Source organism: Bacillus paramycoides (genome assembly GCF_038971285.1).
GTDB lineage: Bacteria > Bacillota > Bacilli > Bacillales > Bacillaceae_G > Bacillus_A.
On sequence record NZ_CP152427.1, the window covers coordinates 595,445 to 616,902 of the forward strand.

Annotated in this window: 18 protein-coding genes; 11 read left to right on the plus strand and 7 right to left on the minus strand. The window is 34.6% G+C overall.

Annotated elements, in window-relative coordinates:
• Positions 1–14: 14 nt before the first annotated feature.
• Positions 15–2,381 (plus strand): heavy metal translocating P-type ATPase, encoded by a 2,367-nt coding sequence (locus AAG068_RS03075; protein WP_342717849.1) that lies wholly within the window; start codon positions 15–17, stop codon positions 2,379–2,381.
• A gap of 202 nt (positions 2,382–2,583) precedes the next feature.
• Here the strand turns inward: AAG068_RS03075 and AAG068_RS03080 are convergent, their stop codons facing one another.
• Entirely contained in the window at positions 2,584–4,047 is a 1,464-nt protein-coding gene (locus tag AAG068_RS03080) for a nicotinate phosphoribosyltransferase (RefSeq protein ID WP_342717851.1), read from the minus strand.
• A 200-nt stretch (positions 4,048–4,247) separates the two neighbouring features.
• Here AAG068_RS03080 and AAG068_RS03085 point away from each other — a divergent pair, with 200 nt between their 5' ends.
• The 3 genes from AAG068_RS03085 to AAG068_RS03095 all read left to right on the plus strand — a co-directional run bounded on the left by AAG068_RS03085 (position 4,248) and on the right by AAG068_RS03095 (position 7,514).
• Positions 4,248–5,519: a helix-turn-helix domain-containing protein gene (locus tag AAG068_RS03085; RefSeq protein ID WP_342717853.1), complete on the plus strand. Its 1,272-nt coding sequence runs from the start codon at positions 4,248–4,250 to the stop codon at positions 5,517–5,519.
• A 2-nt stretch (positions 5,520–5,521) separates the two neighbouring features.
• Positions 5,522–5,647, plus strand: coding sequence for an NprX family peptide pheromone (locus AAG068_RS03090; protein WP_000738188.1), 126 nt, complete (start codon positions 5,522–5,524; stop codon positions 5,645–5,647).
• A gap of 166 nt (positions 5,648–5,813) precedes the next feature.
• The gene (locus AAG068_RS03095; protein WP_342717856.1) at positions 5,814–7,514 is read left to right on the plus strand and encodes a M4 family metallopeptidase; all 1,701 of its coding nucleotides are present in this window, start codon (positions 5,814–5,816) and stop codon (positions 7,512–7,514) included.
• 63 nt (positions 7,515–7,577) lie between these two features.
• Here the strand turns inward: AAG068_RS03095 and AAG068_RS03100 are convergent, their stop codons facing one another.
• A complete protein-coding gene (locus AAG068_RS03100; protein WP_342717858.1) occupies positions 7,578–8,126 on the minus strand; it encodes a TVP38/TMEM64 family protein in 549 nt (182 codons plus the stop codon).
• Between the two features lie 398 nt (positions 8,127–8,524).
• Between AAG068_RS03100 and AAG068_RS03105 the strand changes: the two genes are divergently transcribed.
• The gene (locus AAG068_RS03105; RefSeq protein WP_136699792.1) at positions 8,525–9,043 is read left to right on the plus strand and encodes an RNase A-like domain-containing lipoprotein; all 519 of its coding nucleotides are present in this window, start codon (positions 8,525–8,527) and stop codon (positions 9,041–9,043) included.
• Positions 9,044–9,058: 15 nt separating this feature from the next.
• The gene (locus AAG068_RS03110) at positions 9,059–9,331 is read left to right on the plus strand and encodes a hypothetical protein (RefSeq protein WP_342717862.1); all 273 of its coding nucleotides are present in this window, start codon (positions 9,059–9,061) and stop codon (positions 9,329–9,331) included.
• A 48-nt stretch (positions 9,332–9,379) separates the two neighbouring features.
• On the opposite strand, the gene AAG068_RS03115 is transcribed toward AAG068_RS03110, so the two are convergent.
• From AAG068_RS03115 to AAG068_RS03125, 3 genes are all read right to left on the minus strand, one after another.
• On the minus strand, positions 9,380–10,642 hold the full coding sequence (locus tag AAG068_RS03115) for a VanW family protein (RefSeq protein ID WP_342717864.1): 1,263 nt from the start codon (positions 10,640–10,642) through the stop codon (positions 9,380–9,382).
• A 233-nt stretch (positions 10,643–10,875) separates the two neighbouring features.
• Positions 10,876–11,892: an LCP family protein gene (locus tag AAG068_RS03120; protein WP_342717865.1), complete on the minus strand. Its 1,017-nt coding sequence runs from the start codon at positions 11,890–11,892 to the stop codon at positions 10,876–10,878.
• A 187-nt stretch (positions 11,893–12,079) separates the two neighbouring features.
• Complete coding sequence (locus tag AAG068_RS03125) at positions 12,080–13,258, minus strand: NupC/NupG family nucleoside CNT transporter (RefSeq protein WP_342717867.1); 1,179 nt, start codon at positions 13,256–13,258, stop codon at positions 12,080–12,082.
• Positions 13,259–13,347: 89 nt separating this feature from the next.
• Between AAG068_RS03125 and gloA2 the strand changes: the two genes are divergently transcribed.
• The 3 genes from gloA2 (at position 13,348) to aspA (ending at position 16,898) form a co-directional block, all read left to right on the plus strand.
• Complete coding sequence (gloA2, locus tag AAG068_RS03130) at positions 13,348–13,734, plus strand: SMU1112c/YaeR family gloxylase I-like metalloprotein (protein ID WP_342717869.1); 387 nt, start codon at positions 13,348–13,350, stop codon at positions 13,732–13,734.
• Between the two features lie 107 nt (positions 13,735–13,841).
• Positions 13,842–15,140 (plus strand): hemolysin family protein, encoded by a 1,299-nt coding sequence (locus AAG068_RS03135; protein WP_342717871.1) that lies wholly within the window; start codon positions 13,842–13,844, stop codon positions 15,138–15,140.
• Positions 15,141–15,464: 324 nt separating this feature from the next.
• A complete protein-coding gene (aspA, locus tag AAG068_RS03140) occupies positions 15,465–16,898 on the plus strand; it encodes an aspartate ammonia-lyase (RefSeq protein WP_263703465.1) in 1,434 nt (477 codons plus the stop codon).
• Between the two features lie 40 nt (positions 16,899–16,938).
• Here the strand turns inward: aspA and AAG068_RS03145 are convergent, their stop codons facing one another.
• A complete protein-coding gene (locus AAG068_RS03145) occupies positions 16,939–18,558 on the minus strand; it encodes an L-lactate permease (protein ID WP_000109131.1) in 1,620 nt (539 codons plus the stop codon).
• Positions 18,559–19,350: 792 nt separating this feature from the next.
• Here AAG068_RS03145 and AAG068_RS03150 point away from each other — a divergent pair.
• Both AAG068_RS03150 and AAG068_RS03155 read left to right on the plus strand, forming a co-directional pair.
• Complete coding sequence (locus AAG068_RS03150; protein WP_000081429.1) at positions 19,351–19,638, plus strand: ArsR/SmtB family transcription factor; 288 nt, start codon at positions 19,351–19,353, stop codon at positions 19,636–19,638.
• A gap of 191 nt (positions 19,639–19,829) precedes the next feature.
• The gene (locus tag AAG068_RS03155; protein WP_342717891.1) at positions 19,830–20,009 is read left to right on the plus strand and encodes an acid-soluble spore protein H; all 180 of its coding nucleotides are present in this window, start codon (positions 19,830–19,832) and stop codon (positions 20,007–20,009) included.
• A gap of 38 nt (positions 20,010–20,047) precedes the next feature.
• Here the strand turns inward: AAG068_RS03155 and AAG068_RS03160 are convergent, their stop codons facing one another.
• On the minus strand, positions 20,048–21,397 hold the full coding sequence (locus AAG068_RS03160) for a peptide MFS transporter (RefSeq protein WP_342717893.1): 1,350 nt from the start codon (positions 21,395–21,397) through the stop codon (positions 20,048–20,050).
• Positions 21,398–21,458: the final 61 nt, after the last annotated feature.

Sequence of the window (21,458 nt, forward strand, 5' to 3'; positions counted from 1 at the left end):
GAGGAGGGAGAACGATGGCTGAAGCATTAGTGAAAAAGAAACTGATGTTAGAAGGTTTAGATTGTGCGAACTGTGCAATGAAAATCGAAAAAGGTGTTGGAAATATAGAAGGAGTAAATTCTTGCTCTGTAAATTTCGCAACAAAAACAATGGTTTTAGAAACAGCACAAAATAAAGAAAGCGAAGTTGTTACAGAAGCGAAACAACTCGTTACAAAATTAGAACCGCACATTAAAGTGCAAGAAGAAAAAAGCACAAAAGTAGCGAAAGAAATATTTATATTAGAAGGTTTAGATTGTGCAAACTGTGCGATGAAGATTGAAAATAAAGTGAAAGAAATGCCGACTGTTTCAGCAGCAACTGTTGATTTCGTATCAAAGAAATTAAGAGTTGAAGTAGCGAATAAAAGAGAATTAGAAGCGACTGTAGCAAATATAAAAAATGTCGTTCAAAAGTTAGAACCAGATGTGAAAGTTGTTCGGGAAGAAAAAGGTGGTTATGATCACGGGCATAGTCACGACCATGGTGAAGCAAATGTGAAAAAGATGGTAGGACGATTAGTGGTCGGCGGAATTTTGACAGCAATTGCTGCATTAGCTGGCTTACCACAAATGATCACAATTCCGTTATTCGTCCTTGCGTATTTATTAATAGGTGGAGATATCGTTTGGAGAGCGGTAAGAAACATAACTCGTGGTCAAGTGTTCGATGAGAACTTCTTAATGGCAATTGCAACACTAGGAGCTTTCGCGATTCAGCAATACCCAGAAGCGGTTGCAGTAATGTTATTCTATCAAGTAGGGGAACTATTCCAAAGTATTGCGGTAAATCGTTCTCGAAAATCAATTACTTCATTAATGGATATTCGTCCTGATTACGCAAATGTAAAGGTTGGAAATGAAACGAAACAAGTATCGCCAGAAGATGTACAAATCGGTGATTATATTATTGTGAAACCTGGTGAGAAAGTACCATTAGACGGAAAAGTAATTGAAGGAACATCAATGGTAGACACTTCAGCATTGACTGGTGAATCTGTACCACGTGAAGTGGAAGTTGGAAATGATGTCCTAAGTGGTTTTGTGAATCAAAATGGTGTATTAACAATTGAAGTTACAAAAGAGTTTGGCGAATCAACTGTATCAAAAATTTTAGATTTAGTTCAAAATGCAAGCAGTAAAAAAGCGCCGACAGAAAACTTTATTACGAAGTTTGCACGTTACTACACTCCAGTTGTAGTTATTACAGCAGCAATCATGGCGTTTATTCCACCACTTATTTTAGAAGGAGCTACATTTGCAGATTGGATTTATAGAGCGTTAGTGTTCTTAGTAATCTCTTGTCCATGTGCGTTAGTTGTATCTATTCCTCTTGGATTCTTTGGAGGTATCGGTGGCGCATCTAAAAGTGGTGTATTAGTAAAAGGAAGTAACTACTTAGAAGCTTTAAATGATGTGAAATATATTGTCTTTGATAAAACAGGAACATTAACAAAAGGTGTCTTCAAAGTTACAAAAATGGAACCAAGCGAAGGTATTACAAATGAAGAATTATTAGAGTATGCAGCATTTGCTGAAGTGTATTCTAACCATCCAATTGCAAAATCGATTCGAAATGCATATGGAAAATCAATTGATGAAAAAATCATCGATGATTATAACGAAATTTCTGGTCACGGTACAGTCGTAAAAGTACAAGGAAAAGAAATCTTTGCAGGTAATGCTAAATTAATGAGAAAAGAAAACATTACATTTAAGCAACCAGAAACAGTAGGTACATTAGTTCACGTTGCTGTAGATGGAAAATACGCAGGTTATATTGTTATCTCTGATGAGGTAAAAGAAGATTCAAAACAAGCAATTCAAAAGTTAAAAGAATTAGGTATTAAGAAGACAGTCATGTTAACTGGGGATGCAAAAACAGTTGGTGAAGCTGTTGGTAAAGAATTAGGTTTAGATGAAGTTCACGCAGAACTATTACCACAACAAAAAGTAGAAGAAATTGAAAAAATTGATGCAGCGAAGCACGGAAAAGAAAAAGTTGCTTTCGTTGGTGATGGCATTAATGACACACCTGTATTAGCAAGAGCAGATGTTGGTATTGCGATGGGCGGTTTAGGGTCAGATGCAGCAATTGAAGCGGCAGATATCGTTATTATGACTGATGAGCCTTCAAAAATTGCGACAGCTGTAAACATTGCAAAACGTACAAGACGCATTGTATGGCAAAATATCATCTTTGCATTAGGAGTAAAAGGATTAGTTTTATTACTTGGTGCTTTCGGTATTGCAACAATGTGGGAAGCTGTCTTCTCAGATGTCGGTGTGACACTACTTGCAGTGTTAAATGCAATGCGTGTACTACGAGTGAAAGATTTATAAAAAAGAGGACGCAAGTTGCGTCCTCTTTTTTAAGTTATTTTGTTGAAATTGACTCACTAAAATAATAGCAAATATTATTTTATTAATAAATAACTTAATATTAAAATTTACAAATAAAAAATATTTGTCTTATTATGTTAATATATTTTTCATAAAGATACATATAGCATGAAAAAAACAGAGAAGGGGAAGCTTCTCTGTTTTATTTTTGTATATTTTTTTCAACTTGTTCTCGAACAGTTTGAATGTAATTCATTTTATGATCCCAGCATTCTTGACTTAAATCGACAGGATACTCTTCAGGATTTAAAGTTCGCATATACTCTTCCCAAAAGAGCGCGAGACTCTGTTCGTTATATTTTTGAATATCTAATATGTCTGGTAGTTCATATGTTCTTTCACCGTTAACGAAAATGTCTTTATGCAGTTCGCGAGCTTCAAAGTTTGTTACAAATTTACTTATATACGTGTGAACAGGGTGAAACATTTTTAAGCGTTCTTCTTTTCCTGGTTCTTCAGAATCTAATGCAATATAATCGCCTTCTGCATGATCATTAACTCGATTGATAATGCGATAAATTCGTTTCAGTCCTGGAGTAGTGATTTTTTCCGGGTTAGATGAAATTTTAATTGTATCATTTAACTTTCCATCAGTATCTTCAATCGCAACTAGTTTATAAACAGCCCCTAGCGCTGGTTGCTCAAAGGACGTAATCAATTTTGTTCCAACGCCCCATACATCAATTTTTGCTCCTTGAGATTTCAAGTGCATAATTGTGTATTCATCTAAATCGCTAGAAGCAATAATTTTTGTATGTGTAAACCCAGCTTCATCTAGTAGATTTCTTGCTTTTTTAGATAAATAAGCCATATCACCACTATCAAGGCGAATGCCATAAAAATCGATACGATCCCCAAACTCTTTCGCGACGCGAATTGCATTTGGAACACCGGATTTTAATGTGTCATATGTATCAACGAGAAAGACGCATTTTTTATGTGTCTCAGCATATTTCTTAAACGCGACATATTCATCACGATATGCTTGAACGAAAGAGTGAGCGTGTGTGCCGGCTACAGGTATTCCGAAGCGTTTCCCAGCCCGTACGTTACTCGTAGATGAGAAACCACCAATAAAGGCAGCACGTGTGCCCCAAAGAGCAGCATCAAACTCGTGGGCACGTCTTGTGCCGAATTCTAAAAGTTCATCGTTATTTGCAGCGTGCTTCATACGAGCAGCTTTCGTTGCAATTAATGTTTGGTAATTCACAATGTTTAACAAGGCAGTTTCAATAATTTGTGCTTCGCCGAGCGGTGCATCAACACGTAATAAAGGCTCGTTATTAAATACAACCTCACCTTCTTGCATACTTCGAATCGTCCCAGTGAATTTCATATTTTGTAAATAGTGAAGGAATTCTTCTTCAAATTGTAATTCTGCTAAATAAGCGATATCGCTTTCGGTAAAGCTGAAGTTTTCTATGTACTCTACAATCTTTTCAAGACCAGCAAAAACAGCATAACCGTTCTCAAATGGAAGTTTTCGAAAGTATAAATCAAACACCGAGCGGCGATTGTAAATACCATCTTTCCAATATGTATAAGCCATATTAATTTGATATAAATCTGTATGTAAGGCATAGCTATCGTCTTTATAATAAGTCATCGCGAAAACACCTCCATAATTTGGTTATAGTATACCAATTTTTCACCATTCGTAGCAAAGAAGAGATATTGGTATGAAGTCAAGAGAGAAAAAAATGAAATAATGCATATTTTTTAGAAAATTAACATTTATCAATTTATATTTCTCTAGATTTTATGTATTATTAGAGTAATGGGGGTAAATGAGAATGGAGGAGGACAATGCAACAAACATTAGAAAAAATAGGAAAACAAGTCTTTTACAAGCGGCTACAGCAAAAAATGACACAAGAAGAATTATGTCAGGGCATTTGTTCTGTCTCATACTTAAGTAAAATCGAAAATGGAAAGATCGAAGCATCAGAAGAAATTCTACAATTGCTCTGCACAAGGTTAGAAATTGCCGTGACGGATTTGAGAGATGTAGAAGAAGATGTGAAGGGGAAGCTGGATGATTGGTTAAATGCATTAGTTCATTTGGACAAGCCACAAGTAGAGCGCATATATGAAGAATTACAAGGTGAAATGAAGCATGTTTTAGATTTTGAAATTATAAATTATTATAAACTGCTTTATACGCGTTATTTAATTATGAAACGAGATTTTCCTGCTGTTGAAGAAGAATTAGAGAGCTTAAAAAAGATGTACAAAAAGTATTCGCCATTTCAGAAATTATTATATACGTATAGTAAAGGTCTATATTATTTTTTACAGCATAAATATAAAACGGCCTTAGATTATTTAGTTCAAACTGAAGTGATGGCGAAAGAACAAGGCTATTATGAAACTGGAATCTATTATAATTTAGCTCTCGTTTATAATGAATTAGAAATAGAACATATGGCTTTACATTTTGCTCATTTAGCTATGGAAGGCTTTAAGAATGAATATAAATTTCGTCATGTGATTAATTGCCAGTTATTGATAGGGTTAAGTTATATACAGAAAAGACAATATAACGAAGCTTTAGCAATTTATAGAAATATTTTAAGAGAAGCTAATTCTTTTGCGGATAAAGATAACATAACAGCGATTGCTCTAAATAACATGGGATATTTACATTACCATTTAAAGGATTATGCAAAAGCGAAAGAGTATTATTTACAATGTTTACAATACAAGAAGGAAGAAGATTTAGATTACATTGATGCTGTATATGAGATTGCATTGCAATGTATTGAATTGAAGGAATTTGAAGAAGTAAAAGAGTGGATTAATAAAGGGATAGAAGTTGCGAAAAGAGATGAGAAGTATAAAAGTATGTTATATACACTTTTAATACTTCAATATAAATATTTTGAAGAGAAGGGGGTGTATAAAAAGTTTTTAGAGACAGAAGCTTTAACATTTTTTAAGCAAGAGGAAAATAAAAAAGATTTAAAAAAGGTATATTTAGAGTTAGCAAAATATCATGAGGAAGTATTAGAATTCCAAGAAAGTAATCGATATTATAGACTAACTATTAATTTATTAGAAGAAAAGGGAGGAAGATGAATATGAAAAAAATGATTTTTGGTGCATTAGCATTAGTGGCTATATTAGTAGTGTTAGAACCTCAATATGCTTGGACTGGAGATATGTATGGTCAAGCTAAAGAAGTAATAGAAGTAATAAATTCTTAATAAGAACCCCTTTCCAATCGGAAAGGGGTTTTTCAATATTTGTTCCCCAAAATTCTACAAAACTTGAGAAATAAATTAATTGAATTTTTAGTATATTAATAGTGAAAACATAATGCTAATATGAAACTACTCTTTTTCAAAAAATAATTTATTAGGGGGAAGGTTCATGAAAAAGAAAAGTTTAGCATTAGTGTTAGCGACAGGAATGGCAGTTACAACGTTTGGAGGGGCAGGATCTGCATTTGCGGATTCTAAAAATGTACTCTCTACGAAGAAGTACAATGAGACGGTGCAGTCACCGGAGTTTATTTCTGGTGATTTAACTGGGGCAACTGGTAAGAAAGCAGAATCTGTTGTGTTTGATTACTTAAACGCGGCAAAAGGTGATTATAAGTTAGGGGAAAAGAGTGCGCAAGATTCTTTCAAAGTGAAACAAGTGAAGAAAGATGCTGTAACTGATTCAACAGTATTACGTTTGCAACAAGTATATGAAGGAGTACCTGTATGGGGGTCTACGCAAGTAGCTCACGTAAGTAAAGATGGTTCTTTAAAAGTATTGTCTGGAACAGTTGCGCCTGATTTAGACAAAAAGGACAAGTTGAAAAATAAAAATAAGATTGAAGGCGCAAAAGCAATTGAAATTGCGCAAAAAGATTTAGGGGTTACACCTAAATATGAGGTAGAACCAAAAGCGGACTTATATGTATATCAAAACGGTGAAGAAACAACATATGCATACGTTGTAAATCTAAACTTCTTAGATCCAAGCCCAGGAAACTACTATTACTTCATTGAAGCAGACAGCGGTAAAGTATTAAATAAATATAATAAACTTGATCATGTAGCAAATGAAGATAAATCACCAGTTAAGCAAGAGGATCCTAAACAAGAAGCAAAGCCAGCTGCAAAGCCTGTAACAGGAACAAATGCAGTGGGTACTGGTAAAGGGGTATTAGGAGATACAAAATCACTTAATACAACGTTATCTAGCTCATCTTACTACTTACAAGATAATACGCGTGGAGCAACGATTTTCACATATGATGCGAAAAATCGTACTACGTTACCAGGAACTTTATGGGTAGATGCAGATAATGTTTTCAATGCAGCGTATGATGCAGCGGCAGTAGATGCTCATTACTATGCAGGTAAAACATATGATTATTATAAAGCTACATTTAATAGAAACTCTATTAATGATGCAGGAGCACCATTAAAATCAACAGTTCATTACGGAAGTAAGTATAATAATGCATTCTGGAACGGCTCACAAATGGTATACGGAGATGGTGATGGTGTAACGTTCACTTCATTATCTGGTGGTATTGATGTAATTGGACATGAATTAACGCATGCGGTTACAGAGTATAGCTCAGATTTAATTTATCAAAATGAATCGGGAGCATTAAATGAAGCTATTTCAGATGTTTTTGGTACATTAGTAGAGTATTATGATAACCGTAATCCAGATTGGGAAATTGGGGAAGATATTTATACGCCTGGTAAAGCAGGAGATGCGCTTCGCTCTATGAGTGATCCAACGAAATACGGTGATCCAGACCATTACTCTAAGCGTTACACTGGTACTAGTGACAATGGTGGCGTTCATACGAATAGCGGTATTATTAACAAAGCGGCTTATTTATTAGCGAATGGTGGCACGCATTACGGTGTGACTGTGAGTGGTATTGGCAAAGATAAAGTAGGAGCGATTTATTACCGTGCAAACACGCAATATTTCACTCAATCTACTACGTTTAGTCAAGCTCGTGCTGGTTTAGTACAAGCTGCAGCTGATTTATATGGTGCTAACTCTGCAGAAGTAGCAGCAGTGAAGCAATCATATAGTGCTGTTGGTGTAAACTAAGGGTTTAATAGACTATTATTAATAAAATATCTCAAAAATAAAGAAGGAGCCTATGCTCCTTCTTTATTTTTTTCTCCATTTTTTCCACAGATAAAACAATCCAACACACCCCGCGATTGTGACAATCCACTTCGCTTCATTCGTTCCATTCATGACATGATAGGCAGAATATACTTCGATTAGCAAAGCCGGTATTTTACCTATTGTGCTGGCAATACTGAAAGAGAGTAATGACATTTTGCCTAGAGCGGCAAATAAAGTCACGATACTTGATGGGATGAAAGGTATTAATCGAAACGATAGAACGAGTAGAAAGGCCTCTCTACCTTCTACATAAAGTAGGCGTTCTACCTTTGGGTACTTATTTACTTTGCTGTGAGTGAATTTCTGAAGGCCTATACGATAAATATAGAACGAGATAATAGCCCCTAATGCCTCACCTGCGATCGAAATAATCGTTCCGTTTACTACGCCAAAGAGCTGTATGTTAATAGCGGTTAAAAAAATACTAGGGATAACACCTAAAAGACTAATAACGATGTTAATTAAAATACTAAGTGGAATTGCGATTGAATAATAGTCTGTTAAGAAGTTTTGAATTGTTTCAGCCATTGTTTAAAATCCTTTATCTTTTTTTGCATTACACCATATTTTCATTATATAGGCAAGTCCCAATTTACATAATGTAGAAAACGTCGATAAAACACCATTTATATACCTTATATGGGTATTAGGTATATAAAATTGGGGGTATATTTATTTTTTTGAAAAAACACCGAATAAACTCTATATTTAAAGGGTTTATTCGGTGGTTTTAGGGATTCTTTAAATCGGGAAATAATCAGAAAAACATAGGGGTATATTTTTAGGAGGCTCAAAAATAGCGAATTTATAAAAGTTAGGTGATAATATGGCAAAATAGGTGAGGAATTTAAAAAATGTGTATGTTTTTTCGATGTGAAATTGACTTTTAGTAAAGTTACGATAATAATCATGAAAGAGGTGATACGATGAAACGAATAAGTAGTCTTTTCTTGGGTAGTTTATTGGCACTCATGCTGATCTTAAGTGGATGTGCAGGAAAAGAACAAAAAACAGAGAAACAAACAGGGAATCAATCGACATCAGTAGAAAAAATTAGTGATAATATTTTAGATGAAATGGAAGGGCCACCTAAAAATGGTCATACGATTGAAAGACATGTAGGCAAATCAGAAGAAGATTTGAAGAACCGCTTGAAGACAGATAAAGTATCAGCAGCAAGTACATATTATGATAAGGAAACGGCAACGAAAGCTGTAAAAGATAGTTTGAAGCAGCATGATAAGGAAATTCAAGATTGGTTAAAAAATTCTAAAGAGGCTCGTCTCGTATTAAATACGACACATTCATTCCCGGTTGGAAAAACGGTAATAAAGAAAAATATGAATGTAAAAGACAAGTTAGTCAAAACTGTTACTGTTTTAGCGAGAGATAAGTCAGGAGATTTAGGATATAAAATCATTACTTCTTATCCATCTGATAAATAAGAAGGGGGAGTAAATATGTATAAGACATTACAGTATTTTTTCAAATCGTATTGTACGCTAAGTATCCATGAGGATGAAATAGTAGGCGTGATGGAAGAATTTATAGAGCAAGAAGACGAAGAAATTGTTTTGAAATTACGCGATGAATTATTATATATGAAGAAAAAGGATGGCTGGGAAGAGGCGTGCGTATTAGCTGCGAAGCAAGGAAATCGTATGTGGTCGTTAGAAGAAACGAAAGACCATCTTGCAACCTTTTTATTATTATTGCAAAAGAAAAAGGCGTGAGTAGATCACGCCTTTTTTGTTTTTGAAATTTGTTCGTTTGATAGCGTCTTATTGTTTTGGAGCGCTTTTATATACGCTTTTTGAAATTTGCCCATTAGATATTACTTCACCGTTTTGTGTAACTTTTTTATACGTAACGGCTGTTATTTTATCATTAGTCCTACTAATTACTTGAGAAGAAACTTCAACATTTTTACCAGTATTTGTACCGAAAATACGTGTAGTAATGCTACCACCATTTGAAAACGCTTGAATATAAATATGATTGCCTGTATTGTTTTTAAATTTTAAATCTGGACCATAATCTGCTACTGCTGCATCTTGCCCAAGTGGTAAATAATTTACGGGCATAGAATGATTGCTTCGAGAAACAATTCCTAAATCTGCTCTTAAAGCTGCGCTATATAAAGTACTACTAACTTGGCAAACGCCTCCGCCTGCACTTTGTATAACTTTACCTTGTGAATATACGGCTGCAGATTTGTAACCATGTGCAGCATCAGTTACGCCAACTCGGCCATTAAAACTAAATGTTTCATTAGGTGCGACAATAACTCCACTTAAAGTATTAGCTGACTTATTTACGTTAAAGGATTGATTCCCATTACGACCAGCCATCGGAGTTGAGTATTCAGCAATTACTTCTTTAATCCCCATTTTCTGTATATCCTCTGTAGAACGTTCAGGTTTTAATAGTGTAACTGGTAATGTAACGTCAGGTGTGCCAGAAGTAATGGCCTGCTGCGTTAAATCAGTTAACTTTTCTTTATCGATTTTTTCTCCATTTTGACTTTGACTAATATTTACTGTAGTACCTTCAATACTTAATTCTGCATTAACGGGGTTTTTTAATGTTTCATTATATTTATCCTTCATAAAGTTTTCATAAGCAGTTGTATTTAATTGAGGGGTTAATTTGTAGTCACGTTTTAATTCACCGTTTTCAGCTTGCTTCCGCATTTTGTAACGACTCATTGCGTTGCCTTCTTGTTCTTTAAAGATTTTTTCGATAATATCTTTTTCTTTATAATTTACCCCTAAATCTTTCCAGGTGTAAGTTTGTTTATCACTTTGGAATATGTAAGTAAGAGATTTTTGATCTAACTCAGTTATTTTTTGATTAATAATAGCCTGAATATCTTTTTTATTTTTTCCATCGAGAGAAATACCTTCAAATGTAGTATTTGGTAATGCAGTAGTATCTAATTGATTATTTAGTTTAGATACATATTGATATCCGCTAACACCGCCTGCACAAAGTAATATGCCCCCAGCAATTGCAGAACCGATCAGTATTTTACTTAGCTTCATTTATTTCCCCCCAGAAATTTTTATATAAATATATGTATTACATTTTTTGTATAAAAATGATGAAAATAACATTATGTACGTACTAGTATACTATTATTTTCACTATGTGTGTAATGTTTTTATAAAAAATGTTACACTGTTGTAATAATTGTCTCTTTTTGTCACAATGTGTACAAAAATATGTTGAAAATTATAATAAAAAGGCTGTCTAGAAAGATCTAGCAGCCTTTTTATTATAATTTTTTATGTTCATTTTTATTCGTAACACCGAGATGTTCTTGTAGTTTTGTCGAAATGTTATTGACGCTTTTTTCGTTTGGAACGTAATAATAAATACCACCTATATATTTATCAGTACCTTCTACTTGCAATTTGTCCATTTTTAAGTTTGAACCCATTGAATTTTTCGCAATTGTCATCATATCATCAAAAGTTAAATTCGTTTTTAAGTCTTTATCAACTGCGTCTAATAGACCACCGATCTTATTAATGGAATTAAGAGATAGTGCTTTTTCAGCAATAGCTTCTAAAACAAGCTGCTGTCGTTGACCGCGCATATAATCACTATCGATATGACGAGTTCTAGCTAGTGCCAATGCTTCTTCTCCATTTAAATGTTGACGTCCTTTTTTCAGGTGAATTGCATCTGCTTCGTCTTTACTATTTTGTTCTGTAAACTCAACCGGAACATCGACAGTAATACCACCAAGGGAATCAACAATTTTAATAAATGATTTAAAGTTGAATTTTACATAGTAATCAACTGGAACATCTAAAAAGTTCTCTACCGTATCAATCGTGCTGTCCACACCACCGAATACGTGTGCATGTGTAATTTTATCGTATTTTTCACGTGATTTAATGTAGACACGTGAGTCACGTGGAATACTGACAAGCTTAACAGATTTATCGTTTTTATTAATTGTTGCAAGTAATAACGCATCTGTACGAGTCGCTTTTCCATAATTTTTGTCCCTAATTTCACTTTCATCAACACCCATAATGAGTACAGAAATGTTATCAGTCATAGGTTTAACGGCCTTTTCACGTTTGCTGGATTTATCCCCGCGGCCCAGTTCAGAATAGGCATTACTTAACACAGACTTTGCTTTACTGTATATATGGAAGGAATAGCCCCCTGCTCCAAGTGCTACAACCAGTAATGGAATAAGCAGGAACCAAAGTAGGCGTTTTTTCTTTGAGCGTCCTTTTTTGGCTCGAGTATCTTTGTTCATATCGGATTTCATCATTTTTTCTCCTTTAAAACTATCAAAGTATATACATCTAGAAGCGCATTCAAACACATAAAAAATATTGTACGCTAAATAAAAGCGATTGTACATGTATAAAAAATAGATGTCTTGATTATTTATAAAGACATCTATTCGTTATTGTATACAAAAGATAGGGAGAAGAAAATGATAAAATTTTACCTAATTACAACATAATGCTTACGATAATTGCAGATAAAATGCTAACGAGAGTAGCTCCATATAGTAATTTAAGGCCAAATCTGGCAACGACGTTTCCTTGTTCTTCGTTTAATCCTTTTACCGCACCTGAAATAATGCCGATAGAAGAAAAGTTGGCAAAAGAAACGAGGAAAACAGAAATGATACCAACTGTACGAGGAGAAAGGCTGTTCGAAATTTTACTAAGGTCCATCATGGCTACAAATTCATTCGTTACAAGCTTCGTTGCCATAATGCTACCCGCTGTGACAATTTCAGAACTTGGTACACCAATAAGGAATGCAATAGGCGCAAATACGTAGCCAATTAATTGCTGGAAAGTAATGCCGAATATAATGAGGAATAGGTCATTAATGCAGCTCATTAATGCGACAAATCCGATGAGCATAGCGCCGACAACGATGGCTACGCGAAAGCCATCTAGAATGTATTCTCCAAGCATTTCAAAAAAGCTTTGTTTTTCGCCTTTAATTTCTAAAATATCTTCTTCATCTTTCACATCGTAAGGGTTAATGATGAGTACGATAATGAATCCACTAAATAAATTGAGAACGAGTGCGGTTACTACATATTTAGGTTCGATCATTGTCATATAGGCACCTACGATAGACATAGATACGGTTGACATGGCAGAAGCGCAAAGTGTATAAAGACGGTGTTTTGGAATTTGAGCTAATTGTTTTTTTACCGTAATAAAAACTTCTGATTGGCCGACAATGGCAGATGCGATAGCGTTGTAAGATTCTAATTTCCCAAGACCATTTATTTTGCTAAGGAAGTAACCGATCCAACGAATAAAGAATGGTAGTATTTTGAAATGTTGTAGTATACCAATTAAGACGGAAATGAAGACGATTGGTAATAGTACAGTAAGGAAGAATGGCATTTCACCTTTATTGGCAAGCCCCCCAAATACGAAGTTTATACCATCAGCGGCATACTCGAGTAGCTTTGTAAACAGACTGGAAATGACCCGAACAAGTATGAGGCCGATTTCTGTATTTAATAATAAATAGGTTAAAATTAACTGTATAATAAGCATGATGAAAATTGGTTTAAATTTAATGTGTTTCTTATTGTTGCTAGCAATATAAGCAAGGAAGAAAACAACGATAAGTCCCACGAAAAAAGTAATGAATTTCATAGTAAACCCCCTAAAAGAGATATTCTGCTATATATGTTTTTCATTTCAAGGGAGAATATGCATCTTTGGTAAAGAAAGGAAAACAGAACATGAATATATGTGGAGTGCATCACGTTGCAATTATTTGTTCAAATTATGAGCTGTCAAAGGATTTTTATACCCGGATATTAGGTTTTAAAGCGATAAATGAAGTATATAGAAAGGAACGAGATTCTTATAAGTTAGATTTATGTGTAGGGGAAGAGTATCAAATTGAATTGTTTTCATTTCCAAATCCTCCTGAGCGCCCAAGTTTTCCAGAAGCGGCTGGACTTAGACATTTAGCATTTGCTGTTCCAAATATAGAAGAGGCTGTGAAACATTTAAATCAATGTGGTGTTGAGACTGAGGCGATACGTATGGATGAAATAACGGAGAAAAAATTCGTCTTTTTCCAAGATCCTGATGGCTTGCCTTTAGAATTGTATGAGGTTTAAAATTGGTGAATTTTATATAGGGTTGCTTTTGTGTAAATGAAGAAACTAAAGTGAAACTTCTTTTTTAAAGGAGGTGTAACTTTAGCTAAGAAAGCTAAAGGGCATATGTGGATATTATAAAATTATTGATGGTCGCTGTCCTTATTGCATTAACAGGTTTTTTTGTAGCTGTTGAGTTTGCAATTATTAAGGTACGTAGCAGTCGTATTGATCAACTCGTTAGTGAAAAGCGACGAGGAGCATTGGCAGCCAAAAAAGTAACTTCAAATTTAGATGAGTATTTATCAGCATGTCAGTTAGGTATTACAATTACTGCTTTAGGGCTTGGGTGGTTAGGCGAACCGACTATAAAACATTTACTCGAGCCGTTGTTTTTAAAACTACAATTTTCTCCTGCAATTGCAAGTACCGTTTCTTTTATTATTGCCTTTGCAGTGATTACGTTTTTACATGTTGTCATTGGTGAACTTGCTCCGAAGACGCTTGCTATACAAAGGGCGGAGCAAGTTAGCTTACTATTATCGAAGCCAATTATTTACTTTTACCGAGTAATGTATCCGTTTATTTGGGCTTTAAATGGTTCTGCAAGGCTTGTGACAGGGTTATTTGGATTACATCCGGCTTCTGAACATGAAGTTGCTCATTCAGAAGAAGAGTTACGATTAATTTTATCTGAGAGTTATGAGAGCGGAGAGATTAATCAAAGAGAATTTAAATATGTAAATAATATTTTTGAATTTGATAATAGAGTTGCAAAGGAAATTATGGTACCTCGTACGGAAGTTGTAGGGTTATATGAGGACGAGCCATTTGAAACACATATTAAAATAATCGCACAAGAAAAATATACGAGATATCCCGTATTTGGTGAAGATAAAGATGAAATTATTGGGATGGTGAATGTAAAGGATTTATTTATTCGTTATATGGATGGTAATCGAGACGAGGAGTGCTCGATTACGCCATATACAAGGCCAGTTATTGAAGTGTTAGAAAATATCCCTATTCATGATTTGCTATTACAAATGCAAAGAAAACGAATTCCATTAGCTGTATTATATGATGAATATGGCGGTACCGCTGGGATCGTTACATTAGAAGATATTTTAGAAGAAATTGTTGGAGAAATCCGAGATGAATACGATGAAGATGAACACCCGCCTATAGAGCATATAAGTGAAGGGTGTAAGATTGTAGATGGAAAAGTGCTTATTAGTGAAATAAATGATTTATTTGGCATACACTTAATCGCTGATGATGTAGATACAATTGGTGGCTGGATTATGGTACAAAAGCAAATCGTTGCTGAAGGAGATATTATTAAGAAATCTGGCTTTTCTTTCAAAGTTCTTGAAAAGGATATGCATCAAATTAAACGAGTGGAAGTAAAGAAAGTAGAAGAATGATTTTCTGTGAATATTTATCCCACTTTAATGGGCAGTAAGACCCCCACCTCAAAATTCAGCGAAAGCAAAGAATTTAGGTAGGGGATCAACTGCCCATAAAAGTCCGATTGGTTCAACTAATAATCAGTGGGGGATGAAGAAAATCCCCACTGATTAAAGTTTCACTTTATAAAAAGTATATATAGAAAAATAAATGTTTGCGCTTTCAAAACAGGTGCTATATAGTGAAGGTGGATACTGAAAAATTCTTCTGCATGATACTCGTATTTTTAGAGGGCGAATTTTTTGGATAAGGATTTAGAATGAAAAGTATAGGTGATGAAAATGATAGCAACAAAGGATATACGTATAGAAAAAGACTTTTTAGGTGAAAAGGAAGTACCAAATGTAGCTTATTATGGTGTACAAACATTACGTGCTGTAGAAAACTTCCCAATTACAGGATATCGCATTCATCCGTCACTCATTACGGCAATGGCAATTGTGAAAAAAGCGGCGGCACTTGCAAATATGGATACTGGCTACTTAGCGAAAGACATTGGACATGAAATTGCAGAGGCAGCGCAAGAAATTGTTGATGGAAAATTCCATGATCAATTTATCGTAGATCCAATTCAAGGCGGTGCTGGAACTTCTATTAATATGAATACAAATGAAGTAATCGCTAATCGAGCGTTAGAACGTATGGGATATGAAAAAGGCGAGTATGCAAAGATTAGCCCAAACACGCATGTGAATATGGCTCAATCAACGAATGATGCGTTTCCAACGGGAATTCATATTGCAACTCTTATGATGTTAGAAGAACTTCTTATTACAATGGAAGAACTTCATGCTGCGTTCCGTGCAAAAGCAAAAGAGTTTGATCACGTTATTAAAATGGGACGTACACATTTACAAGATGCTGTTCCGATTCGTCTTGGACAAGAATTCGAAGCGTATAGCCGAGTGCTTGCGCGTGATATAAAAAGAATTAAACAGTCTCGTCAACATTTATATGAAGTAAACATGGGGGCGACAGCTGTTGGTACAGGATTAAATGCAAACCCTACGTACATTGAACAAGTGGTTAAACACTTGCGAACATTTAGCGGATTCCCACTTGTTGGTGCAGAGCATTTAGTTGATGCAACGCAAAACACAGATGCATACACAGAAGTATCTGCGGCATTAAAAGTATGTATGATGAACATGTCTAAAATTGCGAATGACCTTCGTATTATGGCATCTGGTCCACGTGTTGGATTAGCGGAAATTCAATTGCCAGCCCGTCAACCAGGTTCATCTATTATGCCAGGGAAAGTAAATCCTGTTATGGCAGAAGTAATTAATCAAGTTGCTTTCCAAGTAATTGGTAATGATCATACAATTTGCTTAGCATCAGAAGCAGGACAATTAGAGTTAAACGTAATGGAGCCTGTACTCGTGTTTAATCTAATTCAATCTATTAGTATTATGAATAACGGATTCCGTGTATTCCGTGAATATTGTATTAAAGGAATTACAGCAAATGAAGAATTGCTGAAGCAATATGTTGAGAAAAGTGTTGGAATTATTACAGCAGTTAACCCTCATATTGGTTATGAAGCAGCATCGCGTATTGCACGTGAAGCAATTGAAACAGGAAAATCTGTTAGGGAGTTATGTTTAGAACATGGTGTACTGACAGAAGAAGAATTGGATATTATTTTAGATCCGTTCGAAATGACGCATCCTGAAATTGCTGGTGCTTCTTTATTAAAGAATAAGAAGATGTAATGTGAAAAAACACCGATCCATTTGGATCGGTGTTTTATTTTTAAAAGATATTAAATACAGCATTTAATTGAAGTAAGCTAATAATAGCTAAGAAGATTAAACTATATTTCATCACTGTTTTAAATAGAGCAGATTCTTTACCAACTAGTCCAACTGCCGCACAAGCAACTGCTACAGATTGTGGTGAAACCATTTTTGCTATTGTGCCACCAACTACGTTTAATGAAACGAGAGTAGATGGGACGATGTTTAATTGATCGGCAGTTACTGCTTGAAGTGGTGCGAATAGTGAACCACTTGATACTACTGAACCTGTAATGAATACGCCAATCCATCCTAAGATTGGAGAAAGAATAGGGAATGCATTACCAGTAGAAGAGAATGCAAGTCCAAGTGTAGATGACATACCAGAGTAGTTCTCTACGTAAGCTAAAGCGATAACGCTACAAATTGTATATACTGGAACCTTTAATTCTTTTATTGTTTCAATCATTAATTCTTTAATCATTTTGCCGTTTACACGGTAGACGATAAGTGAAACGATAATTGCTAATACAATCGCAGTAGTTGTAGAAGAGAATACATCTAGTTTGAAAATCGCTGCGAAAGGTGTATCAGCTTTTGTGATTGGTGCAGTTTTTATAACTTGATTATGAAGACCAGGGAATTGAATGTTAAATACTAAGTTTGCTAATGGACCATCCGGAGCAAATAAAGCTTTAATTGGTTTTAAATTAAAGATTGTTACAAATGCAGTTAAGAATACGAATGGAGACCAAGCATATAAAATTTGATTGAATGTATGAGATTCTTTCTCTTCTTGCTTTTCTTCTTTAGCAGAAGATTTTGGTTGCCAAACACGTAAGAATAATGCAAGAGCGACCATACTTACGACTGCTGCGAAAATATTAGTAAGTTCAGCGCCTAAGAAGTAAGTTACAACGAACTGAGTAATTGCGAAAGAAACACCACTTACAAGAATACCTTGCCAAGTTTCTTTAATGCCTTTAAATCCATCTACCATTGAAACAAGTAAGAACGGTAAAACAATGCTAATGAATGGCAAAATGTAAACTGCTTGACGACCGACAGTTAATGCATCTATTCCAGTTAATTGTGCAGGTACTGTAACTGGAATACCCATAGCCCCCATAGCGCCACCAGCGATATTAGCTACTAAGCAAATACCCGCTGCTTTTAATGGATTAAAGCCCATACCTACAAGTAATGCAGCTGTAATAGCAACCGGAACACCGAAACCAGCTGCGCCTTCTAAGAAAGCGCCGAAAGAATAAGCGATTAATAATACTTGTAAACGTTGATCATTTGTAATACTTGAAATGCTATCACGAATGACATTGAATTGTTCTGTTTTAACAGTTAATTTGTAAAGGAAGATAGCTGCGATAACGATAGTACAAATTGGATAAAATCCAGATAAAACACCAAATCCGGCAGATGCTACTGCTGCAGTTGTAGGCATTTTATAAACAAATATAGCAAGAATAATAGCAACAATTACACTGTAAAGCCCAGCCATGTAACCTTTCATTTTGAATCCCACTAAACAAATAATGAAGCAAAAAATTGGAAGTGCTGCGATTAGAGCAGATAACCAAATATTGTTTAATGGGTCATAAATTTGTGTCCAAGTACTCATAATAATGACAACTCCTATCTATTTTATGTGAAGAAATTCACATTATTTGTGAAACTATTCACAATCGACTTACATGCTTAGTATATTCTCCTTCAACACTATTGTCAACGTAAAAAAGTATAATTATTCCATAATAGTGTTAAAAGAAATGCTTTGTTCATAAAGTAGACAAAAAGCCTGTTCAAATAGATTTGAGCGGGCTAGAGAAATTATTTGCATATTCTTTTAGTTGTTTATACATTATTGATCCTAAAGTTCTATATGAGAGACCATCATTATATGAAATGGTATAGCTTGTCCTATTTGATCAAGTTAGAAAGGGGACAGTGAATACATCTAATAGGAAGTATTCCGTCACAGTTCAAGCTATTAAATACGAATTAAAAAGCAATGAGTTAATTTTTAATGTTACGGCATCCTTTTTTACTGAAAATTCCTTTTAGTGTAACAAAGAGGTTAAATATACGCCAACTACTTTACGAAAGGTTATCAATTATAGATGGTATTTTACGATATCATTACTGCACATTGCAATGAGGTGAAAATATAACAAAAAGCCTGATAAAACAACGTTTGCAAGCAAAGTATTTGCAGCCCGCTATTTTGCTTTTTCGTTATATCATATAGTATAATATTCAAAATCAGCAAGGAATTTTTCCTGAGTTCTTTGTTGGTTAAGATGGAAAAAATTTTCGGCTTTATAAGTTGATAAAGTTATGTCGTAACAGGAAATATAAGAACAGATATATAAATAAATAAAAAGAAAATAAAAACGAAAATGAGGGGAACTTTATGAGCCAAAATCAATTCGAATGTCGTATTTCAGAAGAAGATGTACAAATGTTAAGAGCGTTAGCGCATCCGTTGCGTCTACGTCTAGTAATGGAACTAATGCAACGTGGAACTTGTAATGTAACACAATTACAGGAAGTGTTAGAAATTCCACAATCAACTGTTTCGCAACATTTAACGAAATTAAAACAAAATAAAGTAGTACGCTTTGAACGACGAGGGTTAGAAGTGTATTATCAAATTCATAATGATAAAGTAAGTGAAGTAGTAAAAACATTATTTTCTTAAAATTTGAATATTATGGAAAAAGACGTGTGGGATATACGTCTTTTTTTATTTGTCAGAAAGGTGATATGAGAGTAAATGTTAGCATGTAAGGAAGAAAAGGCTATCAATTTACATGTTGCTATATGGAATAGATTCTAAAGGGAAAAGAAAAGATAGAAAGGAGTGTAGTAAGTAAAAGGAGGAATAGTAGAATGGATGTAAAACGTGTGAAACAAATTTTATCTTCTTCAAGTAGAATTGACGTTACATATGAGGGCGTACCAGTATGGATTGAGAGCTGTGACGAGCAGAGTGGAGTTGCTCAAGTGTATGATGTATCTAATCCTGCAGAAAGCGTTCACGTGAACGTGACGGCTTTAGAGGAGAAGTAATAGAAAAGACGCTTCTAATTTTAGAAGCGTCTTTTTATTTATTCCATCATATGTGCAATTTTCTTAGAGAACATAAGAAGTACTAATCCGAGTACGATTACAATAATACCGATACTTGCGAATACTTCTAAATATCCTAAAGATTGAGTGAAAGCAGCTAATTGTCCTGCTAGTAAGTTTGCGAATCCAGTACCAGCTAACCATACACCCATTAATAATGATGCTAATTTAACAGGAGCGATTGCACTTACCATAGATAATCCGATTGGTGATAAGAATAATTCACCAATTGTATGGAACATGTAAGTGAGTACAATGAATAGTAAGTTTGCTTTCATTGTAATGTTACCTTCGTCGCTACCAGTTTTTAATACAGCTAAAGTTAGAACTAAATATCCAATCCCTAGTAAAATCATACCAAATGCCATTTTTGTTGGGATTTTTAAATCACCATTTTTTGTTTTTGAAAGTTTAATCCATAATGCAGAAACAGGTAATGCTAGTAAGATAATGAATAGTGGGTTTACAGATTGGAACCAAGGTGTCGGAATTGTAAATCCACCAATTGTACGATCCACAAACTTATCTGTGTAAAGTGTTAAAGAACTACCAGCTTGCTCAAATCCTGCCCAGAAGAATACTACGAAACAAGTTAAAATTAAAATTGCAGCAGTACGTTTTTTCTCTTGTGTTGTTAAAGGCTTTTTCTCGATTGCTTTTGCATTTTTTTCTTTAGATTTTTTCCCTACAACAGTTGTTCCGATAGACCCTAAGTAACGAGGTGCTAAGAAATTAAAGGCAAGCTGTCCAATAATCATACCGATACAAGCTGTTAAGAAACCGTATCTATAATCTGCGAAGTAACCGCAAATGAATGGAGCGATAAGCGCTCCTAAGTTAATTCCCATGTAGAAGATAGTGAAGGCACTATCACGACGAGAGTCGTTTTCGCTGTATAATTGACCTAATAAAGTCGAAATATTTGGTTTGAAGAATCCGTTACCAATAACTAATAATCCTAATCCTAAAAATAGTCCAGTTTTTGTGTTCATTGAGAATAGTACAAAGTTACCAATTGCCATGATGATACCACCAATAGTAATGGCATGGCGTTTCGTAATGAAATGGTCAGTTAACCAACCACCGATAATCGGTGTGAAGTATACTAACATTGTGAAAATACCGTAAATTTGAACGGCAACTGCTTTATCGAATCCTAAACCGCCGCTTACTAAGCTCGTTGTTAAATAAAGAACTAATAAGCCACGCATTCCGTAATAACTAAATCTTTCCCATGCCTCTGTAAAGAACAACAAGTATAACCCTGGTGGATGTTTTTTTGGTGATTGTTGCTCTCCAGCTTTGTCTAATTTTAAAGCTGCATCCATGTTTGTTTCCCCCTAATCCTGTATAACGGATATTTATGTAATCATTTTAATTTACAAAATA

What these genes read in the sequence shown, in the direction of transcription:
- AAG068_RS03075 (WP_342717849.1), top strand. Translation starts at nt 15, where the DNA reads ATGGCTGAAGCATTAGTGAAAAAGAAACTGATGTTAGAAGGTTTAGAT.
- AAG068_RS03080 (WP_342717851.1), bottom strand. Translation starts at nt 4,047, where the DNA reads ATGACTTATTATAAAGACGATAGCTATGCCTTACATACAGATTTATAT.
- AAG068_RS03085 (WP_342717853.1), top strand. Translation starts at nt 4,248, where the DNA reads ATGCAACAAACATTAGAAAAAATAGGAAAACAAGTCTTTTACAAGCGG.
- AAG068_RS03090 (WP_000738188.1), top strand. Translation starts at nt 5,522, where the DNA reads ATGAAAAAAATGATTTTTGGTGCATTAGCATTAGTGGCTATATTAGTA.
- AAG068_RS03095 (WP_342717856.1), top strand. Translation starts at nt 5,814, where the DNA reads ATGAAAAAGAAAAGTTTAGCATTAGTGTTAGCGACAGGAATGGCAGTT.
- AAG068_RS03100 (WP_342717858.1), bottom strand. Translation starts at nt 8,126, where the DNA reads ATGGCTGAAACAATTCAAAACTTCTTAACAGACTATTATTCAATCGCA.
- AAG068_RS03105 (WP_136699792.1), top strand. Translation starts at nt 8,525, where the DNA reads ATGAAACGAATAAGTAGTCTTTTCTTGGGTAGTTTATTGGCACTCATG.
- AAG068_RS03110 (WP_342717862.1), top strand. Translation starts at nt 9,059, where the DNA reads ATGTATAAGACATTACAGTATTTTTTCAAATCGTATTGTACGCTAAGT.
- AAG068_RS03115 (WP_342717864.1), bottom strand. Translation starts at nt 10,642, where the DNA reads ATGAAGCTAAGTAAAATACTGATCGGTTCTGCAATTGCTGGGGGCATA.
- AAG068_RS03120 (WP_342717865.1), bottom strand. Translation starts at nt 11,892, where the DNA reads ATGATGAAATCCGATATGAACAAAGATACTCGAGCCAAAAAAGGACGC.
- AAG068_RS03125 (WP_342717867.1), bottom strand. Translation starts at nt 13,258, where the DNA reads ATGAAATTCATTACTTTTTTCGTGGGACTTATCGTTGTTTTCTTCCTT.
- gloA2 (WP_342717869.1), top strand. Translation starts at nt 13,348, where the DNA reads ATGAATATATGTGGAGTGCATCACGTTGCAATTATTTGTTCAAATTAT.
- aspA (WP_263703465.1), top strand. Translation starts at nt 15,465, where the DNA reads ATGATAGCAACAAAGGATATACGTATAGAAAAAGACTTTTTAGGTGAA.
- AAG068_RS03145 (WP_000109131.1), bottom strand. Translation starts at nt 18,558, where the DNA reads ATGAGTACTTGGACACAAATTTATGACCCATTAAACAATATTTGGTTA.
- AAG068_RS03150 (WP_000081429.1), top strand. Translation starts at nt 19,351, where the DNA reads ATGAGCCAAAATCAATTCGAATGTCGTATTTCAGAAGAAGATGTACAA.
- AAG068_RS03155 (WP_342717891.1), top strand. Translation starts at nt 19,830, where the DNA reads ATGGATGTAAAACGTGTGAAACAAATTTTATCTTCTTCAAGTAGAATT.
- AAG068_RS03160 (WP_342717893.1), bottom strand. Translation starts at nt 21,397, where the DNA reads ATGGATGCAGCTTTAAAATTAGACAAAGCTGGAGAGCAACAATCACCA.